This is a genomic window from Mammaliicoccus sp. L-M44 (genome assembly GCF_022386355.1).
Lineage (GTDB): Bacteria > Bacillota > Bacilli > Staphylococcales > Staphylococcaceae > Mammaliicoccus > Mammaliicoccus sciuri_A.
The window spans coordinates 13227-37659 of sequence record NZ_JAJNIU010000001.1 but is presented as its reverse complement, the minus strand read 5'-3'; the positions used below and the strand labels follow the sequence as shown (position 1 = coordinate 37659).

Here is a 24433-nt window from a genome sequence, read left to right as displayed (position 1 = left end):
TAAATAGTATAACAGATTACCTAAATGATGGTTTAAAAAATTTCAATTAACATTTATAGTTTACATAATATTATTATGATATTTAAATAAAGATACTTATATTATAATGAATTTGGGTATTATAGTGGTATAATCAAAACAAAAATATTTTAAAGGAGTTTTTTATGAAAGCTTTCATTAATTTACTTAAAAAAGGAAGCAAATCTTCGCTTTCTGCTGCAGTCGTTAACTTTATTTTAGGTTGTTTAAAGTTATTCGCTTTTATCTTTACAGGAAACATCGCTATGTTTGCAGAAATGATGCACTCTTTCGGTGATGCAGCAAACCAACTTTTTGTATTTTTAGGATCAGCATTTTCTAAAAGAAGTCCAAATGAGAAGTTTCCTCTTGGATACGGAAGATTAATTAACCTCGTCTGTTTAATAGCAGTTATTATTGTAGGTATTTTATCTTATGAGACAGTTAAAGAAGGTTTTCACCATATTGTTCATCCCAATGAAACTGGCGGACCAATATTATTCTTCTGGATTAATATCGCTGTTCTAGGTATCGGTATTATTTTAGAAGGTACTGTATTAAGAAAAGCTGGTAAAGAAATCTTGGAAGAAGCTGGTGAAAGCAGTAAAGGATTACTGACACCATTTACTAAAAGTTATTTAATGATTGGTAAAGCTAAACCTGCAACAAAATTAGTATTCATGGAAGATACTGTTGCAACTGGTGGTGGTATTATTGCCGTTCTTTCAATCATTATCGCAAGATTAACAGGATTGGGTATGTTAGAAGGTATTGCTTCAGTCATCATTGGTGTGATGATGTTTGTAGTTGTGGGTATTATCTTCATTGAAAATGCTCAAGGCGTTCTTGGTATTGCAGATCATGAATCTGAAATACATGCTTCACGTGTCATATTAGATGATAAAGCAATTAGTGATATTAAAAGACTCGCTGTTATTAAAGAAGGTGAAGCACTTCATATAGAATGTTTATTAGAAGTTAATCACAATTATACACTTAAAGAGTTGTCAGATATCAGAAAACGGATTATATTAAAATTGTTAGACTTATCTCATGTTGAAGATGTGAACATTGAATTCATAGAAGATGATGGTCAAACAGACTGGAATGGAGATAGTGGTCCTTCAGCAAATATTCAATATAATAAGGAGCGTTTATAATGCCAATCGTAAACATTAAATTAATTGAAGGTAGATCTGATGAACAATTGAAAGGTCTTGTAAAAGATGTTACAGAAGCTGTTCATCAAAATGCAAAAGCACCAAAAGAAAATATTCATGTGATTATTGAAGAAATGAAACCTGAACACTATGGTGTTGCTGGTACTCGTAAATCTGATTCATAAGAACTATATCAATATAAAAAGCAATAAATGGTCAAAATGACCATTTATTGCTTTTTTAGTTTCCTCAATGATTAATCGTTAAGAAATTTTTTAATTGCTTCTTTATTTTTTTCTTTGTCGATTTTTAATACTGCCCCATTTTCAATATCATTCTCATTTGTATAAGAACCTTTAACAGGGACTGTTAACGTCTTAATATCTTTATCGCCTCTAGCTAAGAAGCTAGCTCCCGTTTTGTAAATTGTTTGATCATCTAAATTGGTATTAACATAACCTCTAGCAATACCAGCTAATTTCGGTGCTTTAACAACTGAATCCACACTCATCAATTCTGATTTTAATGCAGTCATAACTTGTTGTTGTCTTCTAACACGACCAAAGTCACCTTCTTCATCATGTCTAAAGCGCGCATAACCTAATAATTCTTTCCCGTTTAAATTATGTTGCCCTTGTTTTAAAGAAACACCAATTTTTGCAGACATATCTTTTTCAACATCGATTGGAACGCCTTTAGGTGCAATTTCATCGACCATTTCTTCAAATCCATCAAAATCGATAATTGCATAGTATTCCGGATCAATATCAAGGTTCTTCTTCAATGTCTTACGTAATAATTCAGGTCCGCCTAATGAATATGCAGTATTAATCTTATAATTACGATAGCCACCTGGGATTTCTGAATAAATATCTCTCATGACTGATACTATTTTGAGATCTTTTTTCAAGTAATCATATTGAACAATCATAATTGAGTCTGTTCTAGGTTGTGAATTATCTACTTTGCGGTCCTCACCTAATACGAGCACATTTACTTTACCATCATTCCGCGTTGTACTATTGAATTTATGTAATTGCTGCTTTTTACCGTTATCTGATGAAACTTTCAAACCAGATTTATAAGAAGCATTAATATAAAATCCAAGTCCAATTAAAAGTAAGATTATACCTAAGAAAATAAAAGGTCTTTTTTTAATTCTACGCTTTTTTCTTCTTGTAGGTATATTCGTTTGACGATTATCTTCAGTTTCTGATTGATTATGCGAAGTCATTGTTACCAACCTTTTATCTTCAAAATTGAGTCTAATTATATTATAATGAGACTCATACATTAAGTTAACCAATTTATATACTAAAAATCAAGAAAAATTGCAAAGCTAACTTAAAAATAAGACTTGAGACTGAATAAAGGATGGTAAAAATATCATGAATATGAATAAAGCGTATTTTGCAGGAGGATGCTTTTGGTGTATGGTTAAGCCATTTGACCAATATGAAGGAATAGATAAAGTGACTTCAGGTTATATGGGTGGAACAACTGAAAATCCAACATACGAAGAAGTAAAAAAAGGTGATACCGGACATTATGAAGTTGTCGAAATCCAATATGATGTAGCTTTATTCTCATATAATAGACTGCTAGAAATATATTTTGCAATTATTGACCCTACTGATGCTAATGGACAATTCCAAGACAGAGGTACACAATATGAAACAGCTATTTTCTATACAAATGCTGATCAAAAGAAACTTGCTGAACAGTATATCGAACAACTCAATAAAGAATTACCAAAAGGAAAATCAGTCGTTACAAAACTATTACCATATAAGCCTTTTTACAAAGCTGAAGATTATCATCAAGATTTTTATAAGAAGAATCCTGAAAGATATCAAGAAGAACAAACAATTAGACAAAGTTTAAAATAAACAAGTATAGCATAACAGTATCGTATACAATTATGCTATACTGTTATTTTTATATAACATCTATCAGTATTTAAGATATAAAAGGAGAACATTATGGAACAATGGATTACTGATTATATGACGTATTATGGATATATCGGTGTCTTCATACTCGTATTTTTAGAATATGTTATACACCCCTTCCCTTCTGAAATCATATTAACATTTGCTGGATTCATGACTTCACAGTCAGAGTTGAATATCATAATTGTATGTTTACTTACAATTTTAGGTGCTGTACTCGGAGCACTTGTATTATATAGTATCGGTGCTCTTATAGGTGAAGAACGTTTATATAAATTTATACATAAACGTGGCAAATATATAGGTATCAAAACACAAGACTTAGATAAGACTATACAATGGTTAGATAAATATGGACATTGGGCTATCTTCTTAGGACGCTTTATCCCAATCGTTAGAACACTCATTTCATTACCAGCCGGTATAACTAAAATGAACTTACCCGTATTTATACTTTTAACAGCAATCGGCACAGGTATGTGGAATATATTTCTAATTATGCTCGGTAAAATGTTAGGCAATCATTGGCATCAAATTCTCGTATATGTAGGTATGTATTCTAAAGTGTTTATTGTAATTATCGCAATAGCAGTACTATACGTCTTATACTTATGGTATAAACGCATTAAAGAAACACGTGTTAATTAAATAAAAAACAAAACTTTCATAACACCTTTTTTAAGGAATGGTTATGAAAGTTTTTTTGTATTATAAACAACAAATTTATTACTACTAGTATTAGTTATTCAATCTATTTTTCCTTTTTCATATTTCTTCCCATATATATTTTTGCTTCTTGAATAAATAAATCAATGAGATTGTTATCCCAATTTTTCTTCTTTGTTAAAGCAAATGAATAAAAAGTAGGAAATTGCTCATTTCCCTCTATGATTTTCAGCCTATTTGAATTTATTTCTTTCTCTACAGTTCTATATGGCAATACACTAAATCCCATATCATCTATTAAAAATGTCTTAATTGCATCTATACTCCATAATTCTGTTCTTTTAGAAACTTCCTTTAAGTTACTACTTAAAAAATCTTCAAACATCGTGCGATAAGTACTGTCTTTTTCATTTATTACAAAATGATTATATCTTTTACTACTTAACAACTCATCTAATGTATCTGGAGCAGAATGATGTGCCACAATAACAATTTCATCATCACTTAATTTATGTTTTTTTATTGCATTATTTTGGATTCCAGTATTAATCACAAAAGCTATATCTACTTCACCATTAATTAGTAATGCTTGATTTTTGCTACAAGTATTATTGAGTAAATCAAATTCTGTATTTGGAAATTTTTCTAAAAAAATTTTTATAACTTCACTTAACCCTGTTGTTACTAATGATTCAGGTGCTGCTATTTTTAATTTATTAGTCATGTCCTCATTCGATAATTTAATAATTTGATCGTGTGTCGAAATATAGTCATTAACTAAAGGTAATATTTTTAAAAGAAACTCACTTTCAATCAATTTTCTGTTTGAGTATATAAATAATTCATTCTTCAATTCTGATTCTAACTGATTAATTTGTTGAGATACATTTGATTGCGTATAGTTTAGTAATTCTGCTGTTCTTGTATAACTCTTCGTTTCTATAAGTGTCTTTAAAATTTTTAACTGCTTTATATTCATTCAATCACCCATTAATTTTATTAATGCATTAATAATAACATTAATTTCACTTATAACCAAAAAGACATTAAAATTTATATAGAGGTGAAGAACATGTCTGCGTTTTTAATTTATGTTTTTGTAACATCTATTACGCCAGGTCCAAGTAATATTTTTATTATGAATTCTACAAAGAAACATGGTTTATTAGGTGCAAAAAAATTTATACTTGGTATATTAGCAGGTTTTTTATTTTTAGCTATTTTAGCTTCTATTTGTTTATACTTATTTGATGAATATATTGAAGCAGTTGAACAAACACTGAAAATATTTGGTTTTATATATTTATTGTATCTATCCTATAAAACGTTTACTGCTAGTAAAAACGATGAAATTGGTGATGTATTTTCTACTTTTAAAGCTGGATTTTTATTACAAATTTTAAATATGAAAACATTATTATTTTATATCACGTTACTAGGTGTCTTTATTATCCCTAATTCCAATTACAAACCATTTGTATATATGGTACTAACAATTATTATTGGTTGGACTTGCCTTATTGTATGGGGCGTATTAGGACACTACTTAAAAAGATACCTCAATAAATATCATTATATTTTCAATACTGTTATGTCATTATTAATACTTTATTCTGCATTTAGTATTTTCTATTAATGAATAAAAGTGAGATTTAACTAAAAAACATAATGTGCAATATCATTTTCTGGAATACGAGAGCGCTTATTTTTTTGTATAAAATTGGAAATTTGGAACGATTTTGTATAGTGCTGACGCCTGAGGGAATAGTATGAGTGAGAGACTACAGGCTCGAACCATACCCTAGGCAAGCATGCACGAACAAAATCGTAGATTATAAAAAATAACACCTCATTTTATACTGAATAAATCAGTGGTATGAGGTGTTATTTAATTTAAGTTAGGAATTATCTCACAGACTCTTTTTATTTATGATTAATTGTTAAAGATACTCTTATTAAATTCCATAATAATGAACTATATTTACGATATACTAAATATCTTGGTTCCCAATCTGGATAAAATTTTTGTTTATAATTCCGTAATCCTTGGAAGCTATATAATCCATTCATATTTTCAAATACTTTTGCTGCAAATTTTTCTCTTAAATATGCATATTGATTATGTCCTACATTAGATAATGTAGCCATTCCCATATTAAATTGTTTATAGCCTTGTTCTTGTGCCCATAATAACATATGGATATATAAAGCATCCATCATTGGTAAATCAACTTCTTTGTTCCATCTTATTAAGTCCACTGAAATTGAATCATTATAGTTCGTATACATTAATGAACAGAAACCTACTATTTCTTTGCTGTCATTTCTTATAACTGCAATAGGTGCTTTATTTAAATAATCTTCATCAAATGATCCAACTGAGAAACTCATTTCTCTCTTGTCACCTAACCAGCCATCACTAATATATTTCAATATGTTGATATCATCTTGTGCATATGGTGCTTCTATTATGTCGAATTGATAGCCTTCTGATGCCATTTTATTATGAGTTGCACGCATACCACGTTTTTTCTTTCCTGATAAACTGAATGTTTCGAGGTCTATGAGTGCTTCTTCACCTAATTTGAAAAAGACATTTCCATAATCATGATATAAAGATAGTAATTTACTTTGTACTTGATAGAAAATAATATCATGCCCTAAAAAATGCATTTGATCATAAAATTCTTTTAATACGGCATGATATTTATCCGAGTTACCGACTGGATCTCCTAACACGATAACTGCATTCATCGTATGTCGATACATAATAAAGACATCTTCATCTTTATTAACATAAAATGATTTATCTCCTGTAAATGCTAAGTGACTCACATATGAACCTTGATTTTGATCGATAATGGATTGTATTGTTTCATAACTGACATTTGTATATAAACTTTTTTGGAATTTTTTTGAAAGTATATATGTTATGCACATACCGATTAAACACAATATCGCAAGTGCAATCAAGAACATTGTAAACACGGCATATTTATCAAATTTAGTAACTTCATGTGGATATAAATTTAAATAATTTTTAGTAACAATTCTATTGAAGATAAACATTGTTAAAATTAATACACCACTTAAAACAATTTTCATAGGTGTTACTATCTTTTTGACAACGAGTGCATTTTTGTAACCGATAAATAATAATACTAAAAGTATCGCTAACCATAAAAATGCTATGATTGTACTATTTGTTAATATGGATACGACTAACATCACGATGACAGAAATAATGCTCATAAGAATCGATCGCATCGTACCAGACATTACACCTTTGGCACAAATCAGTAACATGAGTGTAGCAGCTGTATGTAATGCTAATAAGATTGAATAAAAAGTATAATGATGTGAGTAAATTGCATCATATAAGATTAATATGTGATTAAAATAAAGCACAAAGCCTGTAATACCTGATAATAAACCTAGTGCTAATGTTGGTACTTTAGTCATAAAGTCACTTTGAACAGACTTGATAAACGATGTTGTATCAACTGCCGGTGTATAGAATTTACTTTCTTCGATGTATTTTTTAGCGATACTACCAAATTCAAATGTAGATAAACCAAGTGCGATTATGAATGGGAAGAAATAATAAGCAACTCTATAAAGTAACAACGCTAATAATACTTTTTCTTCAGGTACACCAAGCGACTTAATACCTAATAAGATCACTAAATCAAATGCACCAAATCCCCCGGGTATCATACTAATTAATCCTGATAAGGCAGCAACTACAAATATCCCGACTAAGTGTGAAAAGTCTACGTGAATATGTAATGCTTTTAAAATGACAAATAATAAGTAGCTCGCAGCAATCCATTCGAGTGCAGATACAATTGTAAATTTAAAACCAAGTAATCTATCTCGACTTATAGATGGTTTCAAATACGACACAGCTATAAATAATGGAAGAAACAAGCTGCCAATATATATGACAATTTTAGCCCATGAAATATCAGCTAGTAATGCATCCGCATTAAAAACACTAAATACAATAAATGCACATAATAAACTTAAACCACTTAACATGGATAACAATAATAATGAAACACTTTTAACTAAATCTTTCTTATCTTCAACGTCATTTCTATAAGAGTAAATTCTTAAACCAGCACCTATTAAGCCACCAAAGCCTAAAATACTGTTAAATGTATTGATAATATAGCTAATGGATAAAACTTTGTGTATCGGTAAACTGATTTTTAAAGATTGTTTTAACATCATGTCATATAGTGATAAAACAGAAACGGAAAGTACACCTAATATAATGATGCCTACAAAATAAAATGTATTCATTTCTCTAAAAAGAACGATTGTCTTTTTAAAGTCGATTTTCCCTAATTCATTATGTAATACAAATACTACGATGCATAATACGATACATATAAATAGAACCTTTAATATTGGCAAAATTTTCTTTCGATTTAATAGTCTCATATTCCAACCTTCTTTTATTTTGTAATACTCCCAAATAATACCATATAAATATATAAATTAAAATGTTTAAAAAAGACTGCCATTAAGCTTCAAAAGTTAAAGGCAGTCTATCTTTATTGTTTATTCTTTTTCGTATACAACTTCTTCATCTTTAAACTCGTATGGACCTGAGTCATCTTGATAATACTTATTATAACGACGTTTAAATAATGTGAAGAGATGTGTCACAGCTACTTTAATAATAGCATAAGCTGGAATACCTAAAATAACACCAAGTATACCTGCTAAATTACCTGCACATAACAATACAAAGATGATTGTTAAAGGATGAATTTGCATTGTTTTCCCCATAATATTCGGTGAAATAAAATGTCCTTCTAAAAATTGAACTGCAGCCCAAACGATTGCAAGTTTCAATAACATAAATGGTGAATCAATTGCCGCTAAAATAATTGCTGGTGAAATAGCAATTATTGGACCTAAATACGGTACAACACTTGTTACAGCAGCAATACTTGCTAAAGTTAGTGCATAGTCTAATCCAATGATTGAATAACCAATAAATAGTAATACACCAATACAGAAAGCAACAATCATTTGACCTTGAATATAAGAACCAACTTGTACATTCATCTTATCAATTAAATCATGAGTATCTTTTCTGAATTTTGGTGGCATTAATCTAATAAAGTAATTTCTAAACTTTGCACCATCTTTAAGTAAGAAGAATAATACAAATGGGAATGTAATAATGATCACAACAACATGTGTAATTGTAGATACAAATGATTGGAACTTATTACTGAAATCCCCTACTGAATTAGATATTTTCTTTGGAATATCACTAAAGTTTTGTTGGAACCAATTTTGAGCTTGTGTATAGTAATCCGCTACAAATGAATTTTGAGAAAGCTCTTTTAATTTATCACTAAATTCATCGAAATATGTAGGTAAATTTTTAGATAAACTTTCAACTTGATGTTGCACAACAGGTATTAATAACGTCACAATTAGTGTAAATGCTGCGATAATTACACATAATAATATGATGATACCCCATAATCTAGAGATGTTAAACCTTTCCATAAAATTAATTAAAGGATTAAACAAATAGAATGCAACAAACGCAACAATAATTGGGCCAATTAAAGTTGTCGTAATCGTAACGATAGGTTCAAAAATAAATGAAACATGTTGGAAAATAAATATTGTTAACCCTATCAGTATCAATAATCCTAAAATGAAATAAATATCACGTCCACCGAAAAACTGCATAAAACGTGTTGTTTTATTAAAAGAATTATTGGAATGCTTTTCTTTTTCCAAAATAAGCCCTCCTCTTAAAGATTTATAATCTATTATACCCTAATCGTTTGACTTTAAAAACAAAAATTTACATTTATAGTTTACATAATAATATTATAATTATTTTTAGAGTATAAAAAGAAGATACACCATGAAGATGTATCTTCTTAACTATAAAACTCTTATTTAACGACTAATATTTTATCGCCTTGTTCAACAGAACCTGTTGTTAGTACTTCTAATGAAGCATCACCAAGGTTTGTAACAACAATTGGTGTAACAGTACTATCAGCATTTTCTTTAATGAAGTCTAAATCTACTTTCATTAACGGTTGACCTTTAACGATATCTGTATCAGCTTCCGCTAAAATTTCAAATCCTTTACCTTCTAATTTAACTGTTTCTAAACCGAAGTGGATTAATAATTCAACACCGTCATTAGATTCTAAACCGATTGCATGTTTTGTAGGGAATGTCATTTTCAATTTACCATCAAATGGTGCAACAACTTCACCAGTTTCAGGAATAATTGCAACGCCATCACCCATCATTTTTTCAGAGAATACTTTATCTGGTACTTCAGAGATATTAACAACTTCACCTTTAATTGGTGCATAAATTGTTGCGCCACCTTCAGCTAAAATAGCAGCACTTTCTTGATCGCCTTCCTCAGTAACAGTTGTTTCATCAGGTTTCGTAATTTCTCCTGAAATGATACGTGCCATATCGTGTTTAATTTGATCTGATTTAGGTCCAAAAATAGCTTGAATATTGTTACCAACTTCAAGTACACCTGATGCACCTAAACTTTTCAGTTCATCTTTGTTTACTTCAGATTTATTTAATACCTCAACACGTAATCGCGTAATACAAGCATCTAAATGTTTGATGTTTTCTTTACCACCCATCGCATCTAATACATCGAATGGAAGTTCAGCTACTGAACTATTGCGTGTTTCAGATTCTTTATCTTCACGACCAGGTGTTTTTAAGTTAAATTTCTTAATCGCAAATGTGAATAAGAAGTAATAAACTAACGCATAAATAATACCTACTGGAATAACAAGTAGTGCATTAGTACGATCCCAGTTTAATAATCCGTATAAGACGTAATCGATAAATCCACCAGAGAATGTCATACCGATTTGGATATGTAGAAGATGCATCACTAAGAATGATGTACCTGCTAAAATAACATGAATACCGTATAATACTGGTGCTACGAATAAGAATGAGAATTCTAACGGTTCAGTAATACCTGTTAAGAATGATGTTAAACCTGCAGATAACATTAAACCACCGACAACTTTTTTACGCTCTGGACGAGCTTGACGATAGATTGCATATGCTGCAGCTGGTAAACCAAACATCATAAATGGATATTTACCAGTTGTGAATGCACCAGCAGTAAATGGTACACCGTCTTTAACTTGTGCCATGAATATTCTTTGGTCACCACGAACTAATTCACCAGCAGAATTTACATAGTTACCAAATTCGAACCAGAATGGTGAGTAGAAAATGTGATGCAATCCAAATGGAATTAAAGCACGTTCAATAATACCAAATATAAATGTCGTTAAAGCTAAGTTCTTATCTAATAAGAATGTAGATAAGTTGTTTAAGCCATCTTGAATTGGTGGCCATGCAAATGAAAGAATAATACCTGCAATAATAGCAACTACAGATGTGATAATTGGTACGAATCTTTTACCAGCAAAGAATCCTAAGAATGGTGGTAAGTTGATATTATAATATTTGTTGTAACACCATGCTGCAAGAGCACCCATTATAATACCACCAAACACCCCTGTTTGAAGTGTTGGAATACCAAGAACTAATGCGTTTGCTGGATCTTTAGCAGTTTGTCCTAAAGTTTTAGCGCCTTCAGCGTAGCTATAAATATCATCAATTGAAATACCTTTAACAACACCCATTGTTGTATTCATAATAAGGTAACCAACTAATGCAGCTAATGCTGCAACACCATCTCCTCCAGCTAAGCCTAATGCAGTCCCGAGTGCGAATAGCAATGGTAAATTATCAAAGATAATTTGACCAGATGATTCCATTACTGAAGCTATCATGACAATAACATCAGATTTTAACCAAGGTGCAATTTCAACGAATTGATCGTTTTGCATTGCATTACCAAACGCAAGTAAAATACCTGCTGCTGGTAAAATCGCAACTGGTAACATTAATGCTTTACCAATACGTTGCAATTGTCCAAAGAACTTTTTAAACATAATTAATACCCTCCTAATTGTTTAACTTTATAAATCACGGCATGAAAAAAGGCATGAGCAAAAAAACTTACCATTACAGTAAAGTCTATTTGCTCATGCCTGATCGTATCAGTAACACGCAATTTATAAGTTATTATTAAAGTGTTGAATGTGCATCGTTAAATATGCCAATTCAGATTGATATACTGGCTTCTTCAACTGTGTTTGCATCATCTTCACTATCTTTACAGAAATATTATAGCACAATGGATATTGCGCTTTCAATAGTGTTTCGATATTAGTTGCATCTGGAATTCGTTCATCTGCCAATACTCTTTGAATCGCAAAGTGAAGGTGCCGAACAAAACGACTATAATTAATACTATTTTTGTTAATATCAACTTCTAGGCCTTCTTCTATTATAATGATTGCTTTTTGAATAATCGCTTTTATATTGTGTATATCATGAATTGAATGGTTTACTTCAGCAGAGTGGATATGTAATGCAATAAATCCAGCTTCTGATTCAATAAACTGTAAGTTTAATTTTTCATTTAATGCTTTAACAGCTTTTTCTGCTATTTGATATTCTCTCGGATAAAGCAGTTCAGTCTCTTTTAAAAAAGGATTATGAACATGTATACCTTCTTTAATACGTTTGATCGCAAATAACATATGGTCTGTTAAAGATATTAGCGTCTTTTCACTAACACTTCCACCTAACTGTTTATCGATACCATTTACAACTTCTAATACAATATTAAACACTTCATCATTAGTACCATCTAATAATTGCTTATATTTATTTTTATCATTTTCAGATTCTAATAAATATACCTTTTCGATTAAATCTGTATTAATTTCTTCGCCTTGTTTTTTTCCGAAACCAATCCCCTTACCAACTAATATAACTTCTTTATCATAATAATTAGCAATTAACACATTATTGTTTAATGCCTTTTCGATAATGTATTTTCCCATATATTAAACCTCATTCTGAAGACCTATTACATATTATACATTTGATGATAATATAATGATAGATATATTTTATATCAATAAATACGAGGATGTGCAAACATATGAAAAAGACGAAACTATATATAATAAGTGTTCTTGCTGTTTTATTATTATCTACAATTTTATATCCGAAACATCAAGCCCATGCGGTAACTGAAGAGGCTTGGGATAATGCCGTTACTGTTTATGGTGCAGCATTACAAAACAATTCAAGTGCTAAAGATACAACTTCTAACTTATTAGGCACTAAAAACAGTGACAAGACAACTTACGTTACGGCTGATGACTTAAATAAATACTTAAATATGCAATCATCAAATGATGTCTTAAAATCAAGTATCCGTATTACAAAGACTTCTAAAGGCAGTGGTCTTAACTTAACGATTAATCAAGACCAAGGTCAAATTACAAAAGTAACTAAAGACACATATAAAAATGCTTTAATGACAGCAGGTATTCAAGATGCTGATGTGACAATTGCATCAAGTGAAGATGTAACTGGCGAAAGTGCCTTAGCTGGTGTATACAAAGCATTTGAAGAACAAGGTGAAGAAGTAGATTCAAGCAGAACACAAGTCGCTCAAGAAGAATTATCTACAATTAACCAAATAACTGAAGAAAATAAAGGTCAAGAAGGATTTTCACAATCACAATTAAACAAAACGATTGCAGAATCAAAACAAGCTGTTGCAGAAAAATCAGGTAATGTAACAATCAATGAAATTACAAATATCGTCAATCAAAAGATTGAAGACAATGGTTTAACAAATGTTATTAATGATAACCAAATTAATATGATTGTTAATGTTATTGATAAAGCACAAAAAGACGGTGTCTTTAGCGGTGAAAATGCAAAAGACTTTATTAATAACTCAAAAGATTATGTTAATGATTTAGTTAAATCTGATGAATTTAAAGATGCAAAGAAAAAAGCTGAAGACTTAGGAAACAATATTAAAGACAAACTTCAAGACGAAGGTTTCTGGGATAAACTTGTAAATGCTATTAAAGATATCTTCAATTCAATTGCAAACTTATTTAAATAAATTGAAAACGCCATGGGCTAGTGCCCATGGCGTTTTTCTTATATTATTTATCTTCGTCTTTATCATCATCTTTAATAATGTCGAAAGTATCTTCTTTAGGTTCTTCATACTTTGTATTTGCTTCAGATGATTGTTCTGTTGTTTCTTTTTTGCTTAATGTTGCATAAGGGTTATCGCCCCATGCTTCGATATTATTATAGTTAACTTTTAAGTTTTCAATTTTAAATACTGGGTTTAACTTACGCTTTCTTTGTGCACGATAATCTTTAGCAACTTCAAATACAACTGTTGCAAGTCCGAATAGTGCTACGATATTGATGATTGCCATTAATCCCATAAATAAGTCTGCTGTATCCCATACTGTTTGTACTTGTACAACTGATCCTACAAATACCATAGCTACTACTAATGCTCTAAAGATAAACATTACGATTTTATTTTTAGTTAAGTATTCAATATTTGATTGACCGTAGTAATAGTTACCAATAATTGAAGAGAATGCGAACATAAATACAGCTAATGTTAAGAATATACCACCGAATTCACCTACATGTGTTGTAAGTGCTTGTTGCGTTACAGCCACACCTTGAGGCGCATCTGCTCCAAATTGTAAATCAGTATAAAGTAATAACATGATTGCTGTTGCTGAACAGATAATCATAGTATCAAAGAATACACCTAACGCTTGGATTAAACCTTGTTTAACTGGGTGACTTACAGCTGCTGTTGCTGCTGCGTTTGCTGCAGAACCCATACCAGCTTCATTGGAGAACAAGCCACGTTTAATACCTTGCATAATTGCAAATCCCATTGCCCCACCAAATGCAGGATGTAAACCAAATGCACTTCTTACGATATTTTGAATCATTGGCCAAATTTGATCAACATTCATAAATAAGATATAACCAACTAAACCGATATATCCAACTGCCATAATTGGCACGATAAATGAAGATACTGTTGCGATACTTCTTACACCACCAAAGATAACTAATGCTGTAATAATAGCCAAGATAATTCCAGTTATCACATTTGAAAATTCATACTGTTCATTTAAAGAAGCTGCAATCGTATTAGATTGAACTGTGTTAAATACAAAGGCAAACGTTACTGTTATAAGTATTGCAAACACAACACCAAGCCATTTCTGACCTAAACCACGTTCTATGTAATAAGCTGGTCCACCGCGGAAGCCACCTTCTTTATCTTTAACTTTATATACTTGTGCTAATGTTGCTTCAAAGAACGCACTTGCTGCACCAATGAATGCAATAACCCACATCCAAAATACTGCACCTGGGCCACCTAGTACAATTGCTGTTGCAACACCTGCGATATTACCAGTACCAACACGAGAAGCAGCACTTATAGCAAATGCTTGGAAAGAAGATATACCTTTTCTTCCATCTTCTAATGTTTCAGGTTTTTCGAAAATGACTCTAAACATTTCTGGTAGCCATCTAAGTTGTACTACTCTAGAACTTATTGTAAAGAATACACCAGCTAGTAGTAATAGGAAAATTAAGTTTTGAGTCCAAATTAAATCATTACCCCATTGGACAAAATTATGAAACCAATCTGGGATATAACTATCAAAATCTTTCAAATAAATCCCTCAATTCTAATAATATAGTCATAATAAATTGCTATCATGATTTTACCATGTGCCATTCATTATGACTATATTTTTTTAATCTATAGATTTTTCTTCAAAATATGCATCAATAACTTGACCAAAGTCATTCTCGTCAACAACAAATCGACCATTTGTGTATCGTTCACTAAAGTTAAAGTCTTTAGTATTCACTTTGACTTGATCTTTTTCTGAAATCATGACACATGTTTCATCTTCTGCTATTGTTCTAGCAAATATGATTCTATGCGCTTTAGATTTTAGTTCTTTCAAGATCATTAAACCACGTTGAGATCTTTTAGCAGGTACAAATTGTTCTGCTTTCATCCTTTTAACTGAACCACGATCTGTCACAATAAACACGGATTGATCATTTGGTAATTTATCAGTCATCACAACTTTATCATTATCTTTCAAGTTGATAGATTTAACACCAGCTGCTTTTAAACCAATGTCGGATAACTCATCCGTATCATAAGTTAAGCTCATACCTTTTTCAGTAATCACTGTTATAAGTTCATCATTTACTATTTTCAGTACGGAAACAACTTCATCGTCACCTTTAAGTTTAATGGCAACGAGTGGTTTTGTAATTCTGCTCGCTTTAAATTTATCATTTGTAGACTTTTTGATCATGCCGTTTTTCGTCGCGATAATATAATTAGACGATGGCTTGAAATCTGTTTCTTTATTTACAGAAATGACACGTTCGTCATCATCAATTGGAATCATTTGTGAAATATGTTTACCAAGATCTTTCCACTTTAAGTCTACAATTTCATGTACAGGTATAAATAAGTAATTACCTTTATTTGTGAATACAATTAAAGTATCTTGCGTATTCATTTTTTCGTGCATTAATAAGTAGTCACCGTCTTTAAGCCCTACTTCTTCAACACCACTTGCGATATAACTTCTATTAGAAGTACGTTTAATGTATCCATCATGCGTAACAGAAACAATAGTTTCTTCACTTGGAACTAAAATTTCTTTTTCAATTTTTATTTCTTCGATTTTTTCTTCGATTTCAGTTAAACGTTCATCAGCAAATTCTTTTCGAACTGCTCTAAGTTCATTCTTAATTACTTTAAATAATGATTTTTCATTTTCTAAAATATCTTTTAAGCGTTCGATAGTTTGTTTAAGTTCATCAAATTCATTTTCTAAAGAAACAATATCTGTATTTGTTAATCTATAAAGTTGTAACATTACGATTGCTTCAGCTTGTTCTTCAGTAAATTCAAATTTCGCAATTAAATTTTCTTTCGCATCACGTTTGTTTTTAGAAGCTCTAATTGTTTCAATAACTTCGTCTAAAATAGACAATGCTTTAATTAAACCTTCAACGATATGCATACGTTTTTGCGCTTGGGATAATTCATATTGAGAACGTCTAGTTACGACTTCTTTTTGATGTTCAATATAACTTTCAAGAATTGGTTTAAGGCCTAATAATTCAGGTCTTCTATTATTGATTGCAACCATATTAAAATGATAAAGTACTTGTAAGTCTGTGTTCTTATAAAGATAATTCAGAACACCTTCACTATTAATATCTTTCTTAAGTTCAATCGCAATTCGTAAACCTTCTCTATCTGTTTCATCACGAACTTCTACTATACCTTCAATTTTCTTATCAGCTCTGAGTTCATCAATTTTCTTAACTAATGTACCTTTGTTAACTTCAAATGGTACTTCAGTTACGACGATTTGTTCTCTTCCGCCTCTAATTTTTTCAATTTCTACTTTACTTCTAACAACGATTTTACCTTTACCTGTTTTATAGGCTTTCTTAATGCCATCTAACCCTTGAATTATACCGCCTGTTGGGAAATCCGGTCCTTTTATATGTTCAATTAATTCATCTACAGATGTACTTGGCTTATCTATAAGCTTTAATGTCGCATCAATGACTTCTCCTAGATTATGCGGTGGAATATCAGTTGCATAACCAGCAGAAATACCTGTAGATCCATTGACTAATAAGTTAGGATACCTAGCTGGCAATACCATCGGCTCCATCGCAGTATCATCAAAGTTTTGTACATGTTCAACTGTTTCTTTATCGATATCTTGTAATAACACTTCAGCTAATTTACTTAATTTAGCCTCTGTATAACGCATTGCAGCAGGAGGGTCGTTATCAATACTACCATTATTACCATGCATTTCTATGAGTACGTGTCTCAATTTCCAATCTTGACTCATACGAACCATTGCATCGTATACAGAAATATCACCATGTGGATGATAATTACCGATTACGTTACCAACCGTTTTAGCACTTTTTCTAAAGTTTCTATCATACGTATTACCGTCTTTATACATCGCAAATAATATTCTACGTTGTACAGGTTTTAATCCATCTCGTACATCAGGTAGTGCACGGTCTTGAATGATATATTTACTATATCTACCAAATCTATCTCCAATTACATCTTCTAAAGGAAGGTTTTGAATTTGTTCAACCATTATTTAACTTCCTCCTCTAATGATTCTACTTCATCATCAAGTACTTGAATGTCATCACTTTCAAGTATACTTTGATCTTCTTGCATACCAAATTGAACGTGTCTTTCAATCCATTCTCTACGTGGTTCAACTTTGTCACCCATCAATGTAGTCACTCTTCGTTGTGAACGTACTTCATCATCAATACTTACTCGAATTAACGTTCTTGTTTCAGGATCCATTGTTGTTTCCCATAGTTGATCGGCATTCATTTCACCTAAACCTTTGTATCGTTGTAGTGTGAAACCTTTACCAATTTTCTTCATTAATACTTCTAAATCTTCATCAGTCCATGCATATTCAACTTGTTTTGACTTACCTTTACCCTTTTCTAATTTATATAAAGGTGGTAATGCAATATATACTCTACCTGCTTCTAATAGTGGTCTCATGTACTTGAAGAAGAAAGTTAATAATAATACTTGAATATGTGCACCATCTGTATCGGCATCTGTCATAATAATCACTTTGTTATAGTTACTATCTTCAATATTAAAGTCTGCACCTACTCCAGCACCTATTGTATGAATAATCGTATTGATTTCTTCATTTTTAAAGATATCTTCAAGTTTAGCTTTTTCTGTATTAATAACTTTACCTCTTAACGGTAAAATTGCTTGGAATTTACGATCACGCCCTAATTTAGCTGATCCTCCGGCAGAATCCCCTTCGACTAAATAAAGTTCGTTTTTCTCTGTATTTTTACTTTGTGCTGGCGTTAATTTACCAGATAATAAAGTTTCTTTACGTTTGTTTTTCTTACCATTTCTAGCTTCTTCACGTGCTTTTCTTGCTGCTTCACGTGCTTGAGATGCTTTAATCGCTTTTTTAAGTAATGCTTTTGATAATTGGCCTTTTTCTTCTAAATAGAAAGGCAGTTGATCTGACATAACGGAATCAACGGCTGCACGTGCTTCTGTTGTACCTAATTTAGACTTAGTTTGACCTTCGAACTGTAATAAATCTTCTGGAATTCTTACAGAAATAATAGCTGTCAAACCTTCACGAATGTCACTACCATCAAGATTTTTATCTTTTTGTTTAAGTTCACCAATTTTACGTGCATATTCATTGAATACACGTGTAAATGCTGTCTTTAAGGCAGTTTCGTGTGTACCTCCGTCTTTAGTACGGACGTTATTTACGAAACTTAGAATCGTTTCAGAATATTGGTCATTAAATTGAAAACTAATATCTACTTCGATTCCATTTGATTCGCCACTAAACATTGCAACGTCATGCAACACGTCTTTGCCTTCGTTTAAATAATTCACAAATTCTTTAATACCATCTTCGTAATGATAAAATACTTCTCTTGGTTCTTCTCCCCTTAAATCCGTTACTTTTATTTTAAGTGCTTTCAGTAAAAATGCTGATTCTTGAAGTCTTTCACATAACGTTTCAAAGTTAAAATGTGTTGAAGCTTTAAATATTTTTGAATCTGGTTTGAAATGAACCGTTGTACCCGTTTTACGTGTTTTCCCCTTTTTCTCTAATGTTGTAATAGGTACGCCACCATTTTTGAATTTTTGTTTATAAATATGACCTTCTCTATAAATCGTTACTTCTAACCATTCACTCAAAGCATTAACAACTGAAGCACCTACACCGTGTAGTCCTCCAGATGTTTTATAACCGCCTTGACCGAATTTACCCCCGGCATGAAGGACAGTAAATATAACTTCAGGTGTCGGTTTACCAGTCTTATGTAATCCTGTAGGCATCCCCCTACCGTTATCATGAACAGAAATACTATTATCTTTATGAATTGTTACTTCGATTTCCGTACCGAAGCCATTTAAAATTTCATCAACAGAGTTATCTACTATTTCATATACTAAATGGTGAAGTCCGCGGACATCTGTTGAACCAATGTACATACCAGGTCTTTTTCTTACTGCTTCTAAACCTTCGAGTACTTGTATTGAATCTTCACCATATTGAACTTTTGCTTGTTTATTCAATATTTCTCCTCCTACAAACGTACGTTCGTTTCTTTTACTTTACAATAGTTATTTTGTTATAAATCCCTAGAAAATGCAAGCCCTATCCCTAATTGTGGTACAATTTCCCTTTACATTGTACAGACATTATCATATTTTTAAATAGTAACCGATATACAGTTATGGTAAACTATTAGTACCTGCTATCAAAGGAGTGTTTCAATAATGACATTTGTTGTTATTATACTTAGCTACTTAGTTGGATGCTTCCCAAGTGGCCTTGTGTTAGGTAAGTTATTTTATAAAAAAGATATTCGACAATTTGGAAGTGGCAACCTAGGTGCTACAAATACATTTAGAGTATTAGGAAAAAAAGCTGGATTTATCGTGATGTTTTTAGATATCTTCAAAGGTTTTATTGTAGTTTTCTTCCCAATATGGTTTAATGTAGATATTCCTAGCATATTTGTAGGTATTTGTGCAGTAGTCGGACATGTATTTCCAATATTTTTGAAATTCAAAGGTGGAAAAGCCGTTGCAACAAGTGCAGGTGCTGTTCTAGGTGTACATCCGATACTATTAATTATACTAGCTATTATATTCTTTGTAATTCTATATTTAACTAAATATGTATCATTATCTAGTATTGTAGCGGGTATAAGTTGTTTTATAGGTGCAATTATCATTGGTGATATACCTTTCTTAATCGTATCTATTGCAATATTGGTTATACTGCTCGTCAGACACCAATCAAATATCGTAAGAATATTCAAAGGACAAGAACCAAAAATCAAATGGATGTAAAGGAGAATGCACTATGAATTTAGAAATTACTGAAAAAGCTATCGAATGGTTTAAAGATGAATTAGAATTCAATGATGATCAAGCCTTACGATTTTTTGTTCGTTATGGCGGTGAATTTCAGTTAAAACAAGGCTTCTCACCCGCATTTACTGTAGAAGAATTAAGTTCTTCTGAAGTTGGTTTTAAAGACGAGAAAAACGATATTCCATTTTTTATTGATGAAAAAGATTTATGGTACTTTGATGATAATGACTTAGTAATTGATTTAAATGATAATGGAGAAATTAAATATGAAGTCAAAGCTTCAAGATAAACTATAAAAGCAGATGTATTTCGTGTATTTAGCGAAACACATCTGCTTATTTATTATAGTTTACGATCTACACCTTGTTCAGTTTCTTCATGAATTTTTAAATATGCTTTATGCCATTCAGGAAAACTCTTATCTAATCTAATTGGTCTGTTTGAACCTTTTTTCAAGCACACATGTGTTGTTGATCCTGTTGATACAACTTCTCGTTGTTCATTTAATATCTCATAAGAATAAATTGATCTTATAGGTGAATAATGAGAAATCCACGTTTTAATAATAACTTTTTCTGGATATGTTATAGACTTTTTATAAGTAATATTCAAATCAACTACAGGAGAAATAATCCCTGCATTCTCCATATCTGCGTAACTAAATCCCGCTTTATAAATGTAATCTGTTCTCGCTACTTCGAACCAAATCGCATAATTTGCGTGATAAACAACGCCCATTTTATCTGTCTCTGCATATCTAACATCTATTGGTGTTTCACTATAAATCATGATTCAATCCCTCTTTCTAAATTCCTTAACCTAATCATAACATAAATATAATTACGCCTGTGATTATATTCTTTTAAATACATATATTTAATGTTTATATAAAAAGCAGTAGACATTCAATTTACAAAGAATATCTACTGCTCTAATATGAATGAGCTTTATATTATTGTGCTAATTTATTTCTTAATACCATTTGTAGAATACCACCGTGTCTGTAGTAGTCAATTTCAACTTCAGAGTCGAATCTTGCTAAAGCTTCAAATTCTGTCACTTTACCATCTTCGCTAGTAGCAGTTACTTTAAGAATATCACGTGGTTTAACACCTTCATGAATATCTACTGAAATGGCTTCTCTACCAGTTAAACCTAAGCTATCTGCTGATTCACCTTTTTTGAATTGTAAAGGTAATACACCCATCATAACAAGGTTAGAACGGTGAATACGTTCGTAACTTTGAGCAATAACTGTTTTAACACCTAAAAGATTTGTACCTTTAGCTGCCCAGTCACGTGAAGAACCCATACCGTAGTCATTACCAGCAAGTACACATAAACCAATACCATTTTCTTGATATTTCATTGAAGCATCAAAGATAGGCATTACTTCTTCTGTTGGCCAGTAAGTTGTGAATCCACCTTCAGTTCCAGGTGCTAATTGGTTCTTAATACGAATGTTCGCAAAAGTACCTCTCATCATAACTTCATGGTTACCACGTCGAGAACCGTATGAGTTAAAGTCTCTAATTGCTACATCATGGTCTTGCAAGTATTTACCAGCTGGTGTATCTTTACCGATTGCACCTGCAGGAGAAATATGGTCAGTTGTAACTGAGTCACCAAATTTACCCATAACTCTTAAATCACTTAAAGGTTGAATATCTTGTGGTTCTTTAGATAAACCTTGGAAGAATGTAGGGTTTTGGATATATGTTGAATTAGGATCAAAGTCGTACAATGGTTGATCTGTCGTTTCAATTTGATTCCAAACTTCATTAGATTCAAATACTGTTTTGTATTCTTCTCTAAATAATTCAGGTGTAACAACTGATAATACAGTGTCTCTAACTTCTTCAATTGATGGCCAGATGTCTTTTAAGTATACATCTTCTCCATTTGAACCTTTACCGATTGGATCATTTTGTAAGTCGATATCAACAGTACCAGCTAAAGCATAAGCAACAACTAATTGTGGTGATGCTAAGTAGTTCGCTTTAACTAATGGATGAATACGACCTTCGAAGTTACGGTTACCAGATAATACTGAAGTAACAAGTAAGTCTTCGTCAGCAATCGCTTTTTCAATTTCAGGTAATAACGGACCAGAGTTACCGATACAAGTTGTACAACCATAACCAACTAAGTTGAATCCAAGATCATCTAAATATTCTTGTAATCCAGCATCACGTAAATAACCTGTAACAACTTTTGAACCAGGTGCTAATGAAGTCTTAACGTAATCTGGTACTTTTAAGCCTTTTTCGATTGCTTTTTTCGCTACTAAACCTGCACCTAACATTACATATGGGTTAGATGTGTTTGTACATGAAGTAATGGCTGCAATTGCGATGTCACCAGTCTTCATTGAAGTCTTCGTACCATCTTGTAATTCAATATCTACAGATTTATCAAATTCTGATTTATCGAAACCATGACCTTGGTTACCTGCTGGTGCAGTCACAGATTCAACAAATGATTTTTTCATGTCGCTTAATTTGATTAAATCTTGTGGACGTTTAGGACCAGATAATGATGCCTCAACTGTTGATAAATCTAGATCTACAACATCTGTATATGTTGGTTCTACATTTTCAGCATTGAAGAACATATTATTTTCTTTTAAGTATTTCTCTACGACATTAACTTGTTCTTCTGAACGTCCAGTTAAACGTAAGTAACTTAATGATTCATCATCTACTGGGAAGAAACCACATGTCGCACCATATTCAGGCGCCATATTAGCAATTGTTGCTCTATCTGCTAAAGGTAATTTTTCTACTCCAGGACCGAAGAATTCAACAAATTTACCTACAACACCTTTCTTACGTAACTCTTCAGTTACACGTAAAGCTAAGTCAGTAGCTGTTGTACCTTGTGGTAATTCGTTTGTTAATTTAACACCGATAACTTCAGGAACTGGGAAGTATGAAGGTTGACCAAGCATACCTGCTTCGGCTTCAATACCACCTACACCCCAACCTAATACACCAATACCGTTGATCATTGTTGTATGTGAGTCAGTACCTACTAAAGTATCTGGGTAAGTTACAAGTTCATTTTCTTCTTCTCTAATGTGTACAACGCTTGCTAAGTATTCCAAGTTAACTTGGTGAACAATACCAGTAGCTGGTGGTACAGCACGATAGTTATCAAATGATTTTGTTGCCCAGTTTAAGAATTGGTAACGCTCGATATTACGTTCGAATTCTAATTTCATATTCATTTCTAATGAATTTGGTAATGCATAGCTATCTACTTGTACAGAGTGGTCAATAACTAAATCAACTGGTACTTCAGGGTTGATTTTAGAAACATCTCCACCAACATCATCCATCGCTTTACGTAAAGAAGCTAAGTCTACAACTGCAGGTACACCTGTGAAGTCTTGTAGAATAACACGTGATGGTTTAAATGGTACTTCTGCATTAGCATCGTTAGATTTACCCCATTTTGCTAAATTCATAATATGTTCTTCTTTAATGACACGTCCGTCAAACTGTCTTAATACTGATTCTAATAATACACGAATAGAATACGGTAGTTTATCAACATTAGATAAACCTAATTCGTCTAATGTTTTTAAGCTATAAAACGTGTATGTTTTGCCGTTCAATTCAAAAGATTTTTTAGATTGTTCTTTTAAACTTGAGCTCATTATTTGTTCCCCC

Annotated in this window: 19 protein-coding genes; 8 read left to right on the top strand and 11 right to left on the bottom strand. The window is 31.6% G+C overall.

What is annotated here, in order from left to right:
- Window positions 1–164 precede the first annotated feature (164 nt).
- Both LQ611_RS00160 and LQ611_RS00155 read left to right on the top strand, forming a co-directional pair.
- Window positions 165–1178, top strand: a complete 1014-nt coding sequence (locus LQ611_RS00160) for a cation diffusion facilitator family transporter (RefSeq protein ID WP_107565603.1) — start codon at window positions 165–167, stop codon at window positions 1176–1178.
- On the top strand, window positions 1178–1363 hold the full coding sequence (locus LQ611_RS00155; RefSeq protein WP_037560206.1) for a 2-hydroxymuconate tautomerase: 186 nt from the start codon (window positions 1178–1180) through the stop codon (window positions 1361–1363). Before LQ611_RS00160 ends, LQ611_RS00155 begins: the two co-directional genes overlap by 1 nt.
- Window positions 1364–1434: 71 nt before the next feature.
- On the opposite strand, the gene LQ611_RS00150 is transcribed toward LQ611_RS00155, so the two are convergent.
- A complete protein-coding gene (locus tag LQ611_RS00150; protein WP_037587964.1) occupies window positions 1435–2412 on the bottom strand; it encodes an LCP family protein in 978 nt (325 codons plus the stop codon).
- Window positions 2413–2566: 154 nt separating this feature from the next.
- Here LQ611_RS00150 and msrA point away from each other — a divergent pair, with 154 nt between their 5' ends.
- The gene (gene msrA, locus LQ611_RS00145) at window positions 2567–3067 is read left to right on the top strand and encodes a peptide-methionine (S)-S-oxide reductase MsrA (RefSeq protein WP_103360557.1); all 501 of its coding nucleotides are present in this window, start codon (window positions 2567–2569) and stop codon (window positions 3065–3067) included.
- 93 nt (window positions 3068–3160) lie between these two features.
- Complete coding sequence (locus LQ611_RS00140; protein WP_239709258.1) at window positions 3161–3778, top strand: DedA family protein; 618 nt, start codon at window positions 3161–3163, stop codon at window positions 3776–3778.
- 103 nt (window positions 3779–3881) lie between these two features.
- On the opposite strand, the gene LQ611_RS00135 is transcribed toward LQ611_RS00140, so the two are convergent.
- Window positions 3882–4775: a LysR family transcriptional regulator gene (locus LQ611_RS00135; protein WP_103360559.1), complete on the bottom strand. Its 894-nt coding sequence runs from the start codon at window positions 4773–4775 to the stop codon at window positions 3882–3884.
- A 93-nt stretch (window positions 4776–4868) separates the two neighbouring features.
- On the opposite strand from LQ611_RS00135, the gene LQ611_RS00130 reads away from it, so the two are divergent.
- Window positions 4869–5432, top strand: a complete 564-nt coding sequence (locus LQ611_RS00130; protein ID WP_103360560.1) for a LysE family translocator — start codon at window positions 4869–4871, stop codon at window positions 5430–5432.
- 287 nt (window positions 5433–5719) lie between these two features.
- Here the strand turns inward: LQ611_RS00130 and mprF are convergent, their stop codons facing one another.
- The 4 genes from mprF to glcT form a co-directional block, all read right to left on the bottom strand.
- Window positions 5720–8245 carry a bifunctional lysylphosphatidylglycerol flippase/synthetase MprF gene (gene mprF / locus LQ611_RS00125; RefSeq protein WP_239709256.1) on the bottom strand — a complete coding sequence of 842 codons (2526 nt, stop codon included), beginning with the start codon at window positions 8243–8245 and terminating at the stop codon, window positions 5720–5722.
- 120 nt (window positions 8246–8365) lie between these two features.
- Entirely contained in the window at window positions 8366–9571 is a 1206-nt protein-coding gene (locus tag LQ611_RS00120; RefSeq protein ID WP_103360562.1) for an AI-2E family transporter, read from the bottom strand.
- 161 nt (window positions 9572–9732) lie between these two features.
- The gene (gene ptsG / locus LQ611_RS00115; RefSeq protein ID WP_103360563.1) at window positions 9733–11799 is read right to left on the bottom strand and encodes a glucose-specific PTS transporter subunit IIBC; all 2067 of its coding nucleotides are present in this window, start codon (window positions 11797–11799) and stop codon (window positions 9733–9735) included.
- Window positions 11800–11922: 123 nt separating this feature from the next.
- Window positions 11923–12759, bottom strand: a complete 837-nt coding sequence (glcT, locus tag LQ611_RS00110; RefSeq protein WP_107590883.1) for a glucose PTS transporter transcription antiterminator GlcT — start codon at window positions 12757–12759, stop codon at window positions 11923–11925.
- Between the two features lie 101 nt (window positions 12760–12860).
- Between glcT and LQ611_RS00105 the strand changes: the two genes are divergently transcribed.
- Complete coding sequence (locus tag LQ611_RS00105) at window positions 12861–13844, top strand: DUF1002 domain-containing protein (protein ID WP_107565605.1); 984 nt, start codon at window positions 12861–12863, stop codon at window positions 13842–13844.
- A gap of 43 nt (window positions 13845–13887) precedes the next feature.
- Here LQ611_RS00105 and alsT read toward each other — a convergent pair whose 3' ends face one another.
- The 3 genes from alsT to parE form a co-directional block, all read right to left on the bottom strand.
- The gene (alsT, locus tag LQ611_RS00100) at window positions 13888–15450 is read right to left on the bottom strand and encodes a glutamine transporter AlsT (protein ID WP_103360566.1); all 1563 of its coding nucleotides are present in this window, start codon (window positions 15448–15450) and stop codon (window positions 13888–13890) included.
- Between the two features lie 84 nt (window positions 15451–15534).
- Window positions 15535–17949 carry a DNA topoisomerase IV subunit A gene (gene parC / locus LQ611_RS00095; protein WP_151359345.1) on the bottom strand — a complete coding sequence of 805 codons (2415 nt, stop codon included), beginning with the start codon at window positions 17947–17949 and terminating at the stop codon, window positions 15535–15537.
- Window positions 17949–19952 (bottom strand): DNA topoisomerase IV subunit B, encoded by a 2004-nt coding sequence (gene parE / locus LQ611_RS00090; protein WP_107565606.1) that lies wholly within the window; start codon window positions 19950–19952, stop codon window positions 17949–17951. The genes parC and parE overlap by 1 nt, the downstream gene beginning before the upstream one ends.
- A gap of 201 nt (window positions 19953–20153) precedes the next feature.
- Here parE and plsY point away from each other — a divergent pair, with 201 nt between their 5' ends.
- Together plsY and LQ611_RS00080 are read left to right on the top strand one after the other, a co-directional pair.
- The gene (gene plsY, locus LQ611_RS00085) at window positions 20154–20735 is read left to right on the top strand and encodes a glycerol-3-phosphate 1-O-acyltransferase PlsY (RefSeq protein WP_025905927.1); all 582 of its coding nucleotides are present in this window, start codon (window positions 20154–20156) and stop codon (window positions 20733–20735) included.
- Between the two features lie 13 nt (window positions 20736–20748).
- Window positions 20749–21048: a HesB/YadR/YfhF family protein gene (locus LQ611_RS00080; RefSeq protein WP_025905926.1), complete on the top strand. Its 300-nt coding sequence runs from the start codon at window positions 20749–20751 to the stop codon at window positions 21046–21048.
- Between the two features lie 53 nt (window positions 21049–21101).
- On the opposite strand, the gene menI is transcribed toward LQ611_RS00080, so the two are convergent.
- Window positions 21102–21548: a 1,4-dihydroxy-2-naphthoyl-CoA hydrolase MenI gene (gene menI, locus LQ611_RS00075; protein WP_025905924.1), complete on the bottom strand. Its 447-nt coding sequence runs from the start codon at window positions 21546–21548 to the stop codon at window positions 21102–21104.
- Window positions 21549–21711: 163 nt separating this feature from the next.
- Window positions 21712–24420, bottom strand: coding sequence for an aconitate hydratase AcnA (gene acnA, locus LQ611_RS00070; protein WP_103360569.1), 2709 nt, complete (start codon window positions 24418–24420; stop codon window positions 21712–21714).
- Between the last annotated feature and the right edge of the window lie 13 nt (window positions 24421–24433).

Coding starts and splice junctions, on each gene's coding strand:
- LQ611_RS00140 (WP_239709258.1), top strand. CDS start 3,161: ATGGAACAATGGATTACTGATTATATGACGTATTATGGATATATCGGT.
- mprF (WP_239709256.1), bottom strand. CDS start 8,245: ATGAGACTATTAAATCGAAAGAAAATTTTGCCAATATTAAAGGTTCTA.
- menI (WP_025905924.1), bottom strand. CDS start 21,548: ATGATTTATAGTGAAACACCAATAGATGTTAGATATGCAGAGACAGAT.
- LQ611_RS00155 (WP_037560206.1), top strand. CDS start 1,178: ATGCCAATCGTAAACATTAAATTAATTGAAGGTAGATCTGATGAACAA.
- LQ611_RS00160 (WP_107565603.1), top strand. CDS start 165: ATGAAAGCTTTCATTAATTTACTTAAAAAAGGAAGCAAATCTTCGCTT.
- LQ611_RS00130 (WP_103360560.1), top strand. CDS start 4,869: ATGTCTGCGTTTTTAATTTATGTTTTTGTAACATCTATTACGCCAGGT.
- LQ611_RS00080 (WP_025905926.1), top strand. CDS start 20,749: ATGAATTTAGAAATTACTGAAAAAGCTATCGAATGGTTTAAAGATGAA.
- ptsG (WP_103360563.1), bottom strand. CDS start 11,799: ATGTTTAAAAAGTTCTTTGGACAATTGCAACGTATTGGTAAAGCATTA.
- LQ611_RS00135 (WP_103360559.1), bottom strand. CDS start 4,775: ATGAATATAAAGCAGTTAAAAATTTTAAAGACACTTATAGAAACGAAG.
- glcT (WP_107590883.1), bottom strand. CDS start 12,759: ATGGGAAAATACATTATCGAAAAGGCATTAAACAATAATGTGTTAATT.
- LQ611_RS00105 (WP_107565605.1), top strand. CDS start 12,861: ATGAAAAAGACGAAACTATATATAATAAGTGTTCTTGCTGTTTTATTA.
- parC (WP_151359345.1), bottom strand. CDS start 17,949: ATGGTTGAACAAATTCAAAACCTTCCTTTAGAAGATGTAATTGGAGAT.
- acnA (WP_103360569.1), bottom strand. CDS start 24,420: ATGAGCTCAAGTTTAAAAGAACAATCTAAAAAATCTTTTGAATTGAAC.
- LQ611_RS00150 (WP_037587964.1), bottom strand. CDS start 2,412: ATGACTTCGCATAATCAATCAGAAACTGAAGATAATCGTCAAACGAAT.
- msrA (WP_103360557.1), top strand. CDS start 2,567: ATGAATATGAATAAAGCGTATTTTGCAGGAGGATGCTTTTGGTGTATG.